The sequence below is a fragment of the Vibrio sp. M260112 genome (assembly GCF_036533775.1).
GTDB lineage: Bacteria > Pseudomonadota > Gammaproteobacteria > Enterobacterales > Vibrionaceae > Vibrio.
This window is the reverse complement of record NZ_JATABH010000021.1, coordinates 37,703-54,112: the sequence shown is the minus strand read 5'-3', so window position 1 is coordinate 54,112 and position 16,410 is coordinate 37,703. Positions and strand designations below refer to the sequence as shown.

Genomic DNA, 16,410 nt, shown 5'->3' with positions numbered 1-16,410 from the left:
GCCCTAACCTGCGAGATTCGCAGCGGAGAAAAAATGAAGAGTATTTTTAAGTTTGTTGGCATGTTTTTCAAAGGGATCTGGAAACTGATCACTTTTATTCGTCTTGCCCTCGTCAACCTGATTTTTCTGGCCAGTATCGGTATTATTTATTTCATCTATACCAATGCCGAATCGCCTGTGCCGACGGTTTCTAAAGAGTCCGCGCTGATCGTCAATATTTCTGGTCCAATTGTTGAACAGGCAACTTATGTCAATCCAATGGATTCGTTGACAGGTTCTTTGTTTGGCCAGAGCTTACCGAAAGAAAACGTCCTATTTGATATTGTTGAAACCATTCGACGTGCAAAAGATGACTCACAAATCAGTGGTATCGTTCTCGCGCTGCGCGATATGCCAGAAACCAATCTGACTAAACTGCGCTACATCGCTAAGGCATTGAATGAGTTTAAGGCCTCTGGAAAGCCAATCTACGCGGTAGGCGACATGTACAATCAGAGTCAATACTATCTCGCTAGCTATGCAGATAAGATCTACCTAGCACCTGATGGTGCCGTGATGTTGAAAGGTTATAGCGCCTATTCACTTTACTACAAATCTCTTTTAGAAAAGCTCGACGTTAATACCCATGTATTCCGTGTTGGCACCTATAAGTCTGCCATAGAACCCTTTGTACGTGACGATATGTCGAAAGAGGCAAAAGAGTCCGCCTCTCGCTGGTTAGGGCAACTTTGGGGGGCATATATTGATGATGTCGCGGCCAATCGTCAGCTTGATGCCAAAACACTCAATCCTGATATGAACGAGTTTCTCGCTCTGCTTAAAGCAAACAATGGTGATCTCGCTTCGTTATCGCTAAATGTCGGCCTAGTCGATCAACTGGCGACACGCCAGCAAGTAAGAAAAGAGCTTGTCGATGTTTTTGGTAGCAACGGAGAAGACAGCTATAACTATGTCGACTTCTATGAGTACCAGTTGACAATAACACCTAAATTCAACCTAGCTTCTAATGATATCGCGATTGTGGTGGCAAGTGGTGCCATTATGGATGGTTCACAACCACGCGGCACTGTTGGGGGCGATACAGTTGCTGCCCTACTGCGCCAAGCACGCAATAATGACAAAGTGAAAGCCGTTGTACTGCGTGTTGACAGCCCTGGAGGCAGCGCATTTGCGTCAGAAGTCATTCGCAACGAAGTCGAAGCTCTAAAAGAAGCAGGCAAACCTGTCGTTGTATCGATGTCGAGCCTTGCCGCTTCAGGGGGTTATTGGATTTCAATGAGTGCAGATCGCATCATGGCACAACCGACAACCTTAACGGGTTCAATAGGCATCTTCAGTGTGCTAACGACGTTTGAAAAAGGTCTTAACAAACTGGGTATCTATACCGATGGTATCGGTACTTCACCTTTCTCTGATGTCGGTATCACTACCGGTCTTTCAGATGGCGCATCCCAAGCGTTCCAAATGGGGATCGAACATGGCTATAGCCGTTTTATCGGTCTGGTGAGTCAATCACGTAAAATGCCTATAGACAAAGTGGATGAGGTAGCTCAAGGTCGCGTTTGGACAGGTCAAGATGCATTGGAATTCGGTTTGATCGATAAAATTGGTGACTTTGATGACGCAGTCGCATTGGCAGCGGAACTGGCTAAAGTTGAGCAATACAATCTCTATTGGGTTGAAGAGCCACTGTCTCCAGCTCAGCAGTTTATTCAAGATTTCATGAATCAGGTCAGTGTCCACTTAGGGATTGACGCGACGACGATGCTGCCGCAAGCACTCCAACCCGTCGCTAAACAAGTGCTGCAAGATACGAATATGCTGCAAAGCTTCAATGATCCAAAAGGGCAATACGCTTTCTGCCTAAACTGTCAGGTTCAATAGCTTCGCTTCACAGCATGGTGACTAAACCGACCAGATGATTTAGGGGGGATTCCTGTGCGGAATCCCCCTTTTTATTGGCCTAGATTAAGATATAATTCCCCGCTCTGTTCCCCCTACAATTAACTGGTTTCAAAGCAATGGCAAGAAAACATATTTATATCGCATACACCGGCGGTACCATTGGTATGCAAAAATCCCATGATCACGGCTATGTTCCTATCGCTGGCTTCATGGAGAAACAACTCGCTAGCATGCCAGAGTTTCATCGACCAGAAATGCCTGAGTTTACTATCCACGAGTATGATCCTCTGATTGACTCGTCAGATATGACACCTGCAGATTGGCAACAAATCGCGGATGATATCCGTGATAACTACGACAAGTACGATGGTTTCGTGATCCTGCATGGCACCGACACCATGGCATATACTGCATCTGCACTATCGTTCATGCTGGAAAACTTGGGTAAACCTGTCATTGTCACTGGCTCTCAAATTCCATTGGCTGAACTGCGCTCTGACGGTCAAGCCAATCTGCTAAATGCCCTGCATATTGCTGCGAATTACCCGATTAACGAAGTGACGCTGTTCTTTAACAACAAGCTCATGCGTGGCAACCGCAGTACGAAATCTCACGCTGATGGCTTTAACGCCTTCACTTCACCAAACCTACCTCCACTGCTAGAAGCGGGTATCAATATTCAAATCAGCAGTGAGATTGAAGTCGGTAAGAAACCAGAAGGCGAGTTTAAAGTTCACGACATTACACCACAGCCTATCGGCGTGATTACTATGTACCCAGGAATTTCTCACGAAGTCATTCGCAACACGTTGCTTCAGCCTGTCAATGCAATGATTTTGCTGACGTTCGGTGTCGGTAATGCTCCGCAAAATCCCGAGCTACTCAATCACCTCAAAGAGGCTTCACAGCGTGGCGTTCTCGTCGTCAACCTGACTCAATGTCTCGCTGGTAAAGTCAATATGGGCGGTTACGCAACGGGTTGTGCCTTAGCAGAAGCTGGCGTGATCAGTGGCTATGATATGACGCCAGAAGCGGCGCTCGCGAAACTGCATTACCTTTTAAGCCAAGGTCTAAGCTACGAACAAGTTAAGGTTAAGATGCAGCAAGTGCTTCGCGGTGAAATGAGTATCTAAACTCAATCGCTCATAGCCCTGCAAAGCCGACCTTATGTCGGCTTTTTTATTTCCCGCAGGTACAAAAAAGGCGACTGTATCAGTCGCCTTTTGCTTTATATATCGCTCGCGATTAACCGATGTGCGTTGCGCCGCCCATGTACTTCTGAAGTACAGTTGGGATTGCGATACGGCCATCAGCTTCTTGGTTGTTCTCCAGAATCGCAACCATTGTACGACCTACAGCAAGGCCAGAGCCATTTAGTGTATGAACAAGCTCAGGCTTCTTCTCGCCTTTACGACGGAAACGCGCTTGCATACGACGAGCCTGGAAGTCCCACATGTTTGAACAAGATGAGATTTCACGGTAAGTCTCTTGCGCTGGAACCCAAACTTCAAGGTCGTAAGTCTTACGAGCACCGAAGCCCATATCACCAGTACACAGAACCACTTTACGGTAAGGAAGTTCTAGCAGTTGAAGAACTTTCTCTGCATGAGCGGTGAGTTCTTCAAGTGCATCCATTGAGTCTTCCGGCTTAGTGATTTGTACCAATTCAACTTTGTCAAATTGGTGCATACGAATAAGACCGCGAGTGTCACGACCATAAGAACCCGCTTCTGAACGGAAACATGGCGTATGAGCTGTCATTTTAAGTGGCAGATCTGCTTCGTCAGTAATCGTGTCACGAACCATGTTAGTAACAGGAACTTCCGCAGTTGGAATAAGCGACAGTTTACGTGGTTCTTCGTCGTTCACTTTCTCTTCTAGCGGCTCTGTGTGGAAGAGGTCTTTACCAAACTTAGGTAGCTGGCCAGTACCAAATAGGCTGTCAGAGTTTACTAGGTAAGGCACATACATTTCTGTGTAGCCGTGCTCTTCAGTGTGAAGATCAAGCATGAACTGAGCAATTGCGCGGTGAAGACGAGCAAACTGCCCCTTCATCACGATAAAGCGTGCACCCGTAATCTTAGTGGCACTCGCAAAATCAAGACCGTCGCCCATTTCACCTAGGTCAACGTGATCTTTCAATTCGAAGTCGTAAGTTTTTGGTTCACCCCAACGAGAAATCTCTACGTTGTCATTTTCATCTTTACCGTCTGGCACTTCATCTGCAGGCAGGTTAGGAACCGATAGAGTAATTTCATCAAGTTTCGCCATTACCGCGTCAAGTTCGACTTTTTTCGCGTCTAAATCGCTACCAAGTGTACCGATTTGCTTCTTGATTTCTTCTGCACCGTCTTTATCGCCAGCTGCCATTTTCTGGCCAATCTGCTTGGAGATGGAATTACGCGTGGATTGTAAATTTTCAACTTCTACTTGAATGGACTTGCGTTGTTCTTCAAGTGTACGGATTGTCTCTACGTCTAGCTTAAAGCCACGACGTGCTAGTTTTGCAGCTGTTTCATCCAGCTCTGTACGAAGTAATTTAGAATCCAGCATTGTTAATCCTATGCTTTTTTTAGTAGTGAAATCGCGCTCAAGCTTCATGCTCAAGCGCTAAAAATATTAACCGAATAAATGTATCTAAAATGGACGCTTATTCATAGCGTTTTTGTGGGCTTTTTGCGTCTAAACTAGCCAAGTAATCTAACTTTTCGCCAATTTTAGTTTCTAAGCCGCGATTGGTTGGCTGGTAGTAAGTTTTTCCCGACATTTCTGGTGGCAAATATTGCTCACCGGCCGCATACGCTCCTGGCTCATCGTGGGCATAACGATACTCGGCGCCATAACCAAGATCTTTCATCAGGCTGGTGGGAGCATTACGAAGATGAGGCGGCACTTCATACTCAGGTAAGTTATGCGCATCGGCCAGAGCTTGCTTCCAAGCGGTATAGACGGCATTGCTCTTTGGCGCGCATGCTAAATAGACAATGGCCTGAGCAATCGCGCGTTCGCCTTCGGCTGGCCCCACTCGTGTAAAACAGTCCCATGCTGATAGGGCTACCTGCATAGCACGCGGGTCGGCATTACCAATATCTTCTGACGCAATAGCCAACAGCCTGCGAGCAATGTACAAAGGGTCACAGCCAGCTGCAATCATCCGAGCAGACCAATAGAGTGCGGCATCGGGGTTGGAACCTCGAATTGATTTATGTACCGCTGAAATTAAGTCGTACCAGATGTCTCCTTTGTTGTCGAAACGAGAGACCTTCTCCCCGGCCACTTCCGCCAACAAAGCCAAAGTGATCTGTTTTTTACCTTGCGCGTCTTCTTGAGCCATATCATACAGCAGCTCAAGGTAGTTTAGGGACATGCGGGCATCACCGTTGACAAGTTCAGATAAACGATCGAGAACGTTGTCGACAAATTCAGCCTCTACCCCACCTAAACCACGCTCTTCGTCATTAATGGCTTGTTCAAGCGCCAGACGGATATCTTCTTTGGCCAACGACGTCAGTTTGTAAACGCGGGCACGTGATAGCAAGGCGTTATTGAGTTCAAAAGAGGGGTTTTCGGTTGTTGCGCCAATAAAGGTCACCGTACCATCCTCGATATGAGGGAGAAACGCATCTTGCTGGGATTTGTTGAAGCGATGTACCTCATCAACAAACAAGATGGTGCGTCGACCTGCCAGTTTATACTCACGAGCTTTGTCAATGGCAGCACGGATCTCTTTTACACCCGAAGTGACGGCCGAGACACGCTCAACCTCTGCGTTAGCATAATTGGCAGCCACTTCAGCGAGAGTGGTTTTTCCTGTACCCGGCGGTCCCCAAAGAATCATCGAGTGGATATGCCCAGCTTCTAGAGAACGTCTTAGCGGCTTGCCTTGGCCAAGAATATGTTGCTGACCAATATACTGCTCGAGTGTTTGAGGGCGCATTCTGGCAGCAAGGGGGCGAAAGTCTTCATCCCCCGAAAAGTCTAACGTGTAGTTACTCACACTTAGTTCCTTTGGTCATCGACCTCTACACCCTGTGGAATAGCGAACGTAAAACGATCAGCACTTGGTTTGCCAAGGTGGACATTGTTGAACGTAAACGTACTTTGCTGGCCATCTTGTTCAACCACACTAAACCCTTCCACCTTACCTTGAGGGTCGATTTTTAGCTTAAATTGACCTTGATTGCTGTCCGCTGCGGTTGGCGTTAAGGTGAAGGTATTCCCTTGTTGTTCAACCTTGTAGTTATCCCAGTCGCTCGCGCGATTGCGAGTCAGAAGAACAAAGGGGGTTTGCTCTGTTGCTTGCTCTTGCCAATAGATACTCACTTGTTCAATGAATGGGCTGTAATACCACAGGCTCTTACCATCAGACACCAAGACATTTTCGTCCGGAGCGGTTGTCGTCCAACGAAATAGACTCGGACGTGCGATCTCTACATTACCCTGACCTTCCATCACAACGTCGCCTTCAGGGCTGATCAGCTGTTGAGAAAAATCAGCACTGAATCCATCGTTCATTTGTAGTCGTTGGCTAAGCTCATCTTTAGGCGCAGCCATAACGGAAAAGCTCATCATTAGTAATACAGCAAATTTTTTCATTCGATTGTTACCCTAATTGGTCGCGTACGTACCACTTATAACTTCTAATTCGTTCTAATATGACCGAACAAGGTTAACTTTGTTCGATCAATTTTGTTTATTTTCCGCAGCACTGCTTGAATTTTTTACCGCTCCCACACGGACATTCATCGTTACGACCAATGTTTTTGTATGGGTTAACGCTTTGAGCTTTGGCACCTGTCATTGCTGCATCAGCGGCTTGCGCTACTTCAGCAATCATCAGGTCTATTTGGTCAATAAAGTCACTCAGTAACGGTGGGGTTTCAATGCCCGACGCTTGCATTTGACTGCGAGTTTGCTCTTCATCAACCGCTAACATAAACGTCGTTAACATCGCCTGAAGCATACGCAGTGTTCCATCTCCTACACTGGTCTCCATCCACTGCTCTTCGACAGTCGGCCACAAGGTCATAAAGCCTTCTGCGAAGTCAGCCAGTTGTTCGGCTTGGCGTTCAGGTTCGAGTAAGTTCAATAGCGAGTATTCACCTCGCTGCAAATAAGCGTATTGCTGATGAATGTGCGCTTCGATACTCGGTCTCACCTCTAATGCACGCTCAGTAAAAACCGACCCTAGCCAACTTTCTGGGGCTAAAGGTTTGGTTGCCATATTGGCCGCGAGCGTTAAGCCTTCAATAAAGAGTGGTGATTCGGCAGTAATTGAGTCTTCGAGTGTCAGAATTTGATACTTCATTTTCTTGTTCTAGTGTTAATCGTTGTTTAGCGACATTATAACCCTATGCAAGGTCTGCGGTCACTTCGAGACTTCCCTCCCTGATTCGATGACCATACCTTGCTGAAATTTTTGCTACTGTTCCCGTCACGGCTAGTCTCAACGTTTGGTGGCTAGCCTTTTCTTTTTTCTCATTGGCTTTGCACAATCTTAGTTGAGGGATGACTTTATCGGCTAATACCTCTAAAATCACGCCTCCTAAATCTGAGGTGTAATTTATGCGTGTAGTTCTGGGGCCTATGGAGGGCGTGTTAGATCACTTAATGCGAGAGATCTTAACGGATATCAATGACTATGACTTGTGTGTCACTGAATTCGTCCGTGTTGTCGATCAACTCTTGCCTGATCACGTCTTTCACCGCCTGTGTCCAGAGTTACTACAAGGCTCTCAGACAAAATCTGGGGTTCCTGTACATGTACAACTGCTTGGTCAAGATCCACACTGGATGGCTGAAAATGCCGTTCGTGCAGCACAACTTGGTGCCAAAGGCATTGACCTCAACTTTGGCTGTCCGGCTAAACTCGTCAACAAAAGCAAAGGGGGCGCGGCATTGCTGCAACATCCTGAGTTGATTCACAATGTGGTTAAAGCATGCCGAGAAGCGGTTAGCTCAGATATTCCTGTCACAGCTAAGATTCGTTTGGGCTGGGACAACCCTGAAGACTGCTTCGAAATCGTCGACGCGATTCAAAGTGCCGGGGCAAATGAATTGACCGTCCATGCCAGAACCAAAACGGGTGGCTACAAAGCGAGCGAAATCAAGTGGGAGTACATCAACAAAATTCGCCAACGTTTCGATATTCCGCTGATTGCCAATGGTGAGATATGGAATTATCAAGATGGTCAAGCCTGCATTGACACTACTGGAGTTGACTCTTTAATGGTCTGCCGTGGTGCGTTCAACGTGCCGAATTTGGGCAATGTGGTCAAACATGATCATGCGGTGATGCCTTGGTCACAAGTTGTTGAACTGCTCTTGGTGTATTCTCAGTATGAAATGAAAGGCGACAAAGGTCTTTACTATCCTAACCGAGTTAAGCAGTGGTTCGCGTATTTACGTCATCAGTATCCACAAGCAGATACGCTATTTAGAGAAATTCGCACCTACAACAAAGCTGCACCCATTGTTGAGCATATCACCCGATACCGAGATACACTCGTCGCAGCTTAGAACACCAACTGATCTTTACCGGCGTTTTTCGCTTGATAAAGCTTTTCATCAGCAGCTTTGAATAACACTTCGAAGCTGCTTGCTCCTTCTGCTTCAACCACTTCAACACCACCAGACACAGTGAAACCGTTTTCTACAGCCGCCTCTGAATGCTGGCAAATATCGTTCCTTACCCTGAGCATACTTTTCTTAAGCGACTCTATCGCGTTTCCAGTCATATAAATCACAAACTCTTCGCCGCCAATTCGAGCCGCGGCATCACTACTACGAATGCCTAGGCTAATCTGTTCTGCCATATATTTAATAACGGTATCGCCGACATCATGGCCGTGGTTATCATTAATTTTCTTAAAATCATCAATGTCGAAAACCCCGAGCGCGATATAGTGACCGTGCAGGGCGTTATTGGTTAAAAACGCTTCTAAGCCACGTCGATTTAGCAGGCCTGTCATAGGATCTGTCGCGGCAAGCTCTCTGAAATAACCATGCTCAACCCTTGTATTAATCAAAAATAACACCACAACAGAGAACACATAGATAAAGGCCGTCACTAGAAGGCTGTATCGTTGAAAGTAGAAAAAGTGGCGAATCTCTTTTTGTAGATCAAAGAGATAATAGAGAGCATAGTTGCTTGCTACCCCTTCTACGTTAATCATTTTCAGCCTAAACGCATTGTCAGGTGGAGAGAGGTCACTGGTGTTTAGGATATGCAGTTCGCCCGCTAATTTGCCTTGGGTTGCGAGCAGACGTTGGTAAGAGATATCTAATGACAGCATCCCCTGATGCACATCATTTAGGTAGACTGGCATCGTCATACTCAAAATGGTGTCATTGCTTGCAATGATTGGGGCTGGCCCAGACAAAGTAATTTTATCTCGGTTACTGGCGGTCACGTGCCAGTATGGGCGAGCTTGGATGGTGTCGAGTAATTCCACCGTCAGACTCTTTGCATAATCATCAGGCGAAGACATTACATAGCCTGCTCTGTCGATATAGTGAATGCCTAGCAGATACCCATCGATATCGTGTAAGAATGACAAAATTGGAGCAAGTGACACTTGGTTGGAAACTCGCTGATAGATGTCACTACCCGGAGTACAAAGGCTTTCTCTGCCAACCAACATATAGTTAATGTCGACAGCGGGAATGTCATAATCCCGCCCTTCGGATCTCAGTAGAGCGTCAATCGGCCACATCTGACATAAGCCCTCGACAATTCGACGATTATGTTCAAGCAGCATAAAGTTTGCGTTCTTATCATGGTTGGAAAAGCTATAGTCTATCGCGGCAACGACTTTAGCGGCGCGAGAAGTTGCCTCAACGACACGAGTGTATTCATCATCGATATCGCGATTAACGGTGTCATAATGGTTTTTTAGCGTCAATGCAAGCACGACTAAGGACCAAACCATAGGTGCTAAAAATACAAACTTTAAACTAAAGTGCCTGTCAACCTGCATCTATTTCCTCACTAAAACTAAACCCATCAATACTGTAATACAATTGATGGGTTTAGTAGATATCCAGATTGATATTATCTCATAGATTTGGTGGATATTTCGGTAGCAATTTGTCAGCAACTCGTTAATTTAACAATAAGCTATCATCCGCCAGTTCTTCTCCACGAACCTTAGAAAACATCTCTAAAAGATCTGGAACTCGCATATTCGCTCGCTGTTCACCGGATACATCGAGAACAATCTCGCCTTGGTGAAGCATCACGGTACGGTCACCACAAGCTAACGCGTCTTTCATTGAGTGAGTAACCATCATCACAGTGAGGTTGAACTCCGAAACAATTTTCTTTGTCAAATCAATAATAAACGCAGCCATACGTGGATCCAGCGCTGCTGTATGTTCATCCAATAACAATAATTTGCTATCGGAAAGCGTCGCCATCACAAGGCTCACAGCTTGACGCTGGCCGCCCGATAATAGGCCAATGCTGTCACCTAAACGGTCTTCCAATCCTAGCCCTAGGATACTGATACGCTCCTGAAAAAGTTTGCGACGCTGAGATGAAAGAGAAAGATTCCACCCTCTCTTTTTACCACGCATATATGCGAGTGCCATGTTCTCTTCAATCGTCAACTCTCCACACGTACCAGCTAAAGGATCCTGAAACACTCGAGCACATTGCTTGGCTCGCTGATCCACTGTTTGACGAGTAACATCGAGTTCATCAATCACTACGCGTCCACCGATCATTGGCGTTTCACCAGTAACAGCTCCAAGCAGCGTTGATTTACCTGCACCGTTCGAACCAATCACGGTTAGGAATTGGTGCTCCGGAACCTCAAGAGAAACACCACGCAAAGCACGATTTTCTAAGATGGTTCCTGGATTGAACGTCACCTGAATATCTTCTAGACGAATCATGCTACTTCTCCTGACTCTTTATCCTGCTTGGATAGATTTTTGCTCTCCATCGCAGGGCTAAGCTTTTTTGATTTAAGGTTACCTTTAATCTTGGGCGCAATCAGCGCTGCTGCAACCAGAACTGCCGTGACCAAGTTGAGGTCTGAGGCTTGCAATCCGAACATCCCTGAACTGAGTGCAAATGCTACCGCCAGACGGTAGAGCACTGAACCGACGATAACTGCAACAACAGCCACCCATATTTTTCTTCCTGGAATAAGCGTTTGACCGAGTATCACCGCAGCCAAACCAACCACGATAGTCCCGACACCAGAAGTCACATCAGCAAAGCTGTTCGTTTGAGCAAACAAAGCCCCAGCAAAGCCAACAAAACCATTGGATAACGCCAGACCAAAGTAGGTATAAAAGGATGTGCTCGCCCCTTGCGCTGAAACCATGCGGGCATTGACTCCCGTCGCACGTAGGCCTAGTCCGAAGTCGCTGTTAAGTAAACGTACCACCAGCCAGGCAGAAACCAACACCAATATGCCGACCAACAGTGGGCGAACTAACATAGGATCGCCGTACGCCTCAAACGGGGTCAGAATAGTGTCCTCACCAAGCAAAGCTAAGTTTGGTCTACCCATGATGCGGATATTGATAGAAAAAGCCGCGATCATCGTTAATATCGATGCCAAAAGATGGAGGATTCCACAGCGAACCGCTAAAAACGCGGTCACCCAGCCAGTCGCAGCACCCGCTACGATCGCCATCAAGGTCGCCAACCACGGATTGATACCGGCAACAATTGCAGTAGCTGCAACGGCGGCTCCCATAGGAAAGCTACCATCTACACTTAAGTCAGGAAAATCAAGCACGCGAAAGGTGAGATAAACGCCGAGGGCTACGAGACCATACAGTAAGCCAATTTCCAAAGCGCCAAAAAATGCAAAAGCAGACATAACAACTCCCTTTTCTGCTAAAGACTCACACCCCCAAGCAACGAGGTTGCTTGGGGGATTGGTTTATTTCACGCTTGTCGCACGGTCTAGTACAGACTGTGGAATCACAACACCAAGTTTGGTCGCAGCGCTTTGGTTAACAACCAGATCTGAGCCCTTTGCCACTTTGACATCAAGCGAACCAGGCGCTGCACCTTCAATGATCGCTGCAACATAATCCGCGGTTTGAACACCCACTTGGTAGTAGTCAAATCCTAAGCTCGCAATTGCGCCTTTTTCTACGTATGAAGTCGCACCACCCAATACTGGTGTCTTGGCCTGATTAGCCGCAACAATCATACCCTCAATCGCACTTGCTACCGTGTTGTCTGTTGGCGCATAAATCACATCTGACTTCGCTGCGATAGCTTGCGTAGCAGATTGCACGTCAGCACTTTTCAGAGCCGTCGCTTCGATAACTTGAATGCCCTGCTCTTGTGCGCTGCGTTTTAGAAGTTCTACTAACGTTACCGCATTCGCTTCACCTGGGTTGAATACCACGCCGATAGATTTGACCTGTGGAAGAATCTCTTTGATCAATTCAACATGCTGACTGACGGGAGAGAGATCGGATAGACCAGTCACGTTCTTACCTGGTTGTTCCAATGTCTTAACTAACTTCGCACCAACTGGGTCAGTAACCGCGGTAAATACAACTGGGATCGTACGAGTAGCTGAAACGAGTGCTTGGGCAGTAGGAGTCGCGATACCAACTAAAACATCCGGTTTTTCACCCACATATTGACGCGCAATCTGAACCGCAATAGCAGGATTGCCCTGTGCAGTTTTGTAATCGAATTCTAGGTTTTTGCCTTGCTCGTAACCTTTGGCTTTTAGCCCGTCGATTAGACCTTGGCGAGTGGCGTCTAGCGCGGGATGCTCGACAATTTGTGATACGGCTACCTTAGCCGTTTTTGCCATGATACTGGTTGATGAGAGTAACGTAACACCTGTGAGAACGGCGGTCGCAATAGCTTTTCCTGCTTTCATCTTGACTCCTTGATGTCGTACCAACGCCACTGACTATCTAAACATTCTTCGAGGCCAAGAGTGCAATCACTAAATTACGGTGATGACGCCATAAGAATGACAAAGTAACCGCCACTGGTACGGTGCTCTCAGTCCCTTCTGCCTAGCAATAACCTGAGTACACAATTAATGGCGCTGGTATAAGCAATAATATGTTGTGTGAAGTTCTGTTTTGTATTTATAAATTGCACACTTTATGTGCACATCAATTATTATTACCAGCAAGCTGTACAAAAGAAAAGCACGTTTTAACATTGGAGTAACAAAAAGAGACGCCACCTTGCTATCTACACTTTCACAGCATGAATCAGTATGTTACGGGGAGTCATCTCTCGTGAGCAAAACTCCGAGATTTGAACGCGATAGCCGTTCTCATTAAGGAAAAGTCCCTTATCCAGCACTAGCCACATTTCCAAACATCGCCTGAATGGTTGCTGAATCAAACTGATGCGTTCCATTTGCCAATACTTTTCCAAGCCCAATTGTTCAAAATGACTAAAATCAACATCCGGTAGAAGGATACCTTTACTATCACTCGCCCAACGACAAAACGCTTCAAAGCCTTGAGAAAGCTGCGACTTCTTAATACTTGGCACAGGTTGATAGCGTTCGAATCCCAGCACATTACGTAATAGCAGATCAAAGCCAAGACGATATGACATCTCTTCGATTCGGTGCTTTCTCACCCGCTCGCCGCCAGTGACTGTTTCTTGAAGGGGGACCCGCAGCTCAGACTTGCTTAACCCAAGCTTAGATTGTTTCCCTTGGATAGAGAGTGCTTGATAGTGCTCATTGGCGATCAAATGATAGCAACAGGGAGAAAAAGTAATCGCTGGTAGCCTCTTGTCGGTAGCATGGTTAAGAAGCGATATATGCAGATCTCCGCAAGCATGCAGAGCGACGGCGTGCTGACTTGAACTAAATACCTGTTGTGCATCGCGACTCAACGCATCGCCCTGAACAAAATGCATCGGCAGGTTGTGTTTGTCCGCTTCAAACTGCCCCGCATCACAAAGCATTTGCTGAAACTCAAAACTGGTCACCTTATGCTGGGTTTGACTCGCGAGTATTCTGCCGAGAAATCCCTTACCTGAGCACCACTCTAACCATTCGCTACCGTGGTGATCGCGCAGCGCCGCCTCTCCCATGGATAGGATTTGCTCAAGCTTACGCCCTGGGACACCATTTTCGACACCACGCGCTAGTGCTAACCCCTGCTTGTCGATAGAGGGCAATGTCGTCCACTGGGAAGTTTGCACAACACAAGCCAGATAAGGCGTTAAGGCGTTAATAAGGCTTAGGTTATTCTGTTTATAGCCTTCAATTTCTTTTGGGCTCAAGCCGTCTAACCAAGCACACAGCTGTGGATTAGACTCTTTCCAGGGCAAATGGCTATCTAAACATGAAATGAAAGCCTCAAAACGCCAATATTGCTGATTTTGCGTTAGAAACTGATCGAGTGATTTGAATTGAGTATGCATGACTTCCCCCCGGTGTGCGTAGTGTAGAGGGAAGTCACTAGAGATGGTAGTCGCTTAACGAACAGGAAGGTCGATATCTTTGAACATTTCTTCGATTTCTGCACTCGATTTAAGCGACAACGCCCGCTCAACAACTGGACGTGTTAAATGCGGTGCAAAACGTTCCATAAAGTCGAACATGTAACTGCGTAAGAAGGTGCCGCGTCTGAAACCAATACTTGTGGTGCTCGCACCAAAGATATGACTCGCATCAATTGCGACCAAATCAGTGTCTTGCTCTTTGTCGATCGCCATACTCGCAATAACACCAACGCCAATCCCCATACGCACGTACGTTTTGATCACGTCTGCGTCTGTAGCGGTAAAGACAACTCGCGGTGTTAGGCCATATTTATTGAACGCAGTATCCAGCTCAGAGCGACCTGTAAAACCAAATACGTACGTCACCAACGGATAGGAAGCCAGATCTTGAATGGTCACCTTTTCCTTCTGTGCCAGAGGATGGGATTTTGGCACAACAATGGAACGATTCCAGTGGTAACAAGGCAGCATGATCGCATCTTGGTAAAGGTGCAGTGCTTCCGTCGCAATGGCGAAATTAGCAGTACCCTTGGCAATCGCCTCTGACATTTGAGATGGCGTACCTTGGTGCATATGGAGTGATACTTTAGGGTAACGAGCGGTAAATCCTTTAATAACGTCAGGAAGCGCATAACGAGCTTGAGTGTGTGTCGTCGAGATATTGAGAGTTCCCATCTCAGGATGGGTATGCTCACCGGCAACGGCTTTGATGCTTTCGACACGAGCTAAAATTTCCTGAGAAATGCGAATAATATCTTCACCAGCCCCCGTCACTTGAGTAAGGTGTTTTCCACTGCGTTCGAAGATCTGAATGCCCAGCTCATCTTCCAGCAAACGTACCTGCTTACTGATGCCCGGCTGAGACGTATACAGACTTTCCGCAGTAGCTGATACATTTAAGTTATGGTTAACGACCTCAACAATATACTTCAATTGTTGTAATTTCATTCTCGACCTCGTAATCCCTTACTCTACGCCCCATAGCGAGCGAACATAGTTTATAATATTTAGTTATAACGCCTATGGGTTCAAATTGATAGTCCAATCGTTATCAAGCCGTAGAAAAGCAGAGGCTTGTGGCTATTTTGTAATCAAATACGCAGAATCAACCTTGCATTGGTATTTTTCATTAATAAAATCGAACATTTGAGCGATAATACAAAACAGGTGCAGGGAGTGATTAGAATCGTGTATGCTTGCTTGCCAGTAAAATAATAAAACATAAGATACGGAATTTATGAATATAGGGTTAATCATAGCTTTAGTTGCCATCTTACTTGTCTTGGTATTGGGCTATAACATAATGCTTCAATACAAAGTCAAAGCTGAAACTGCACGGAAGCAGGAGAGTTCGCGCTATCTTCAAATCATAGATGCAACAGAAGAATTAATCGGTCACGCACACCATATGCCTTATAGTAAGGAGTTATTGGTGTGTCTAAACACCCGTATCTTAGACGCACTACAAAGTATGCATGAGCTGGATCCAAAGAATAAACAGCTTGAACAACGCGTCGAACACGTCAAACAACAGATCAAACAACTTGAACAAAATTACCAAGGTGGCGAGAGCACAACCTTTAAAGTGCCAAGCAGTGATAAGCAAGCGATTGTTATGCTTAAGCTGGTTAAACGCCTTCGCGACACTATCCGTAGTGAACACAACAAAGGTCGCTTTGAAACTCAGGCCTACGTTACCGAAAATGCTCGCTTGGAAACCATCCAGATACGCATCAACATTGAAAACGTCATCAAACGTTCAAATGATGCTATCGTACGTGGTCAACCGGGTACGGCTGTGCAACTGCTTCGTAAAGGACTTGATGCTCTTAGCACCAAAAATGACAACTATTCGAACCAAGCACGCGAAAAACTTCAAGGAATGTACGACGACCTTGAATCGAAAAGACAAACTCGAAACGCTGAAGAGTTACACCAAATCGAAGAAGACCAACGTAAAAACGATATGGATGCGCTCTTTGGTGAGAAGAAAAAATGGTAATATAACTGCCATTACACATCCTCTAAAGGTCGCT

The 16,410-nt window shown here is 46.2% G+C and carries 14 protein-coding genes; 4 read left to right on the top strand and 10 right to left on the bottom strand.

Features of this window, described 5'->3' with window-relative positions:
* Positions 1 to 33 precede the first annotated feature (33 nt).
* The gene (gene sppA / locus QTN95_RS11150) at positions 34 to 1,884 is read left to right on the top strand and encodes a signal peptide peptidase SppA (protein ID WP_331417529.1); all 1,851 of its coding nucleotides are present in this window, start codon (positions 34 to 36) and stop codon (positions 1,882 to 1,884) included.
* A 137-nt stretch (positions 1,885 to 2,021) separates the two neighbouring features.
* Entirely contained in the window at positions 2,022 to 3,038 is a 1,017-nt protein-coding gene (ansA, locus tag QTN95_RS11145; RefSeq protein ID WP_138970744.1) for an asparaginase, read from the top strand.
* Between the two features lie 112 nt (positions 3,039 to 3,150).
* Here the strand turns inward: ansA and serS are convergent, their stop codons facing one another.
* The 4 genes from serS to QTN95_RS11125 form a co-directional block, all read right to left on the bottom strand.
* Positions 3,151 to 4,458 carry a serine--tRNA ligase gene (gene serS / locus QTN95_RS11140; protein ID WP_331417528.1) on the bottom strand — a complete coding sequence of 436 codons (1,308 nt, stop codon included), beginning with the start codon at positions 4,456 to 4,458 and terminating at the stop codon, positions 3,151 to 3,153.
* Positions 4,459 to 4,555: 97 nt separating this feature from the next.
* Positions 4,556 to 5,902: a replication-associated recombination protein A gene (locus QTN95_RS11135; protein WP_331417527.1), complete on the bottom strand. Its 1,347-nt coding sequence runs from the start codon at positions 5,900 to 5,902 to the stop codon at positions 4,556 to 4,558.
* Positions 5,903 to 5,904: 2 nt separating this feature from the next.
* Complete coding sequence (gene lolA, locus QTN95_RS11130) at positions 5,905 to 6,501, bottom strand: outer membrane lipoprotein chaperone LolA (RefSeq protein ID WP_138970747.1); 597 nt, start codon at positions 6,499 to 6,501, stop codon at positions 5,905 to 5,907.
* Positions 6,502 to 6,598: 97 nt separating this feature from the next.
* Positions 6,599 to 7,213: a YecA family protein gene (locus QTN95_RS11125; RefSeq protein ID WP_331417526.1), complete on the bottom strand. Its 615-nt coding sequence runs from the start codon at positions 7,211 to 7,213 to the stop codon at positions 6,599 to 6,601.
* A gap of 257 nt (positions 7,214 to 7,470) precedes the next feature.
* Between QTN95_RS11125 and dusC the strand changes: the two genes are divergently transcribed.
* Positions 7,471 to 8,424, top strand: coding sequence for a tRNA dihydrouridine(16) synthase DusC (gene dusC / locus QTN95_RS11120; RefSeq protein ID WP_138970749.1), 954 nt, complete (start codon positions 7,471 to 7,473; stop codon positions 8,422 to 8,424).
* Here the strand turns inward: dusC and QTN95_RS11115 are convergent.
* The 6 genes from QTN95_RS11115 to cysB form a co-directional block, all read right to left on the bottom strand.
* The gene (locus QTN95_RS11115) at positions 8,421 to 9,884 is read right to left on the bottom strand and encodes a GGDEF domain-containing protein (RefSeq protein WP_331417525.1); all 1,464 of its coding nucleotides are present in this window, start codon (positions 9,882 to 9,884) and stop codon (positions 8,421 to 8,423) included. The two genes, dusC and QTN95_RS11115, sit on opposite strands and share 4 nt — an antisense overlap.
* A gap of 124 nt (positions 9,885 to 10,008) precedes the next feature.
* A complete protein-coding gene (locus tag QTN95_RS11110; protein WP_269376053.1) occupies positions 10,009 to 10,803 on the bottom strand; it encodes an ABC transporter ATP-binding protein in 795 nt (264 codons plus the stop codon).
* Complete coding sequence (locus tag QTN95_RS11105) at positions 10,800 to 11,744, bottom strand: ABC transporter permease (protein WP_331417524.1); 945 nt, start codon at positions 11,742 to 11,744, stop codon at positions 10,800 to 10,802. The genes QTN95_RS11110 and QTN95_RS11105 overlap by 4 nt, the downstream gene beginning before the upstream one ends.
* Before the next feature lie 63 nt (positions 11,745 to 11,807).
* Positions 11,808 to 12,773, bottom strand: a complete 966-nt coding sequence (locus QTN95_RS11100; protein WP_331417523.1) for an ABC transporter substrate-binding protein — start codon at positions 12,771 to 12,773, stop codon at positions 11,808 to 11,810.
* A gap of 326 nt (positions 12,774 to 13,099) precedes the next feature.
* Positions 13,100 to 14,293, bottom strand: a complete 1,194-nt coding sequence (locus QTN95_RS11095; RefSeq protein WP_331417522.1) for a methyltransferase — start codon at positions 14,291 to 14,293, stop codon at positions 13,100 to 13,102.
* 54 nt (positions 14,294 to 14,347) lie between these two features.
* On the bottom strand, positions 14,348 to 15,322 hold the full coding sequence (cysB, locus tag QTN95_RS11090; RefSeq protein WP_138970754.1) for an HTH-type transcriptional regulator CysB: 975 nt from the start codon (positions 15,320 to 15,322) through the stop codon (positions 14,348 to 14,350).
* A 289-nt stretch (positions 15,323 to 15,611) separates the two neighbouring features.
* Between cysB and QTN95_RS11085 the strand changes: the two genes are divergently transcribed.
* Entirely contained in the window at positions 15,612 to 16,376 is a 765-nt protein-coding gene (locus tag QTN95_RS11085) for a DNA repair protein (RefSeq protein WP_331417521.1), read from the top strand.
* Positions 16,377 to 16,410: the final 34 nt, after the last annotated feature.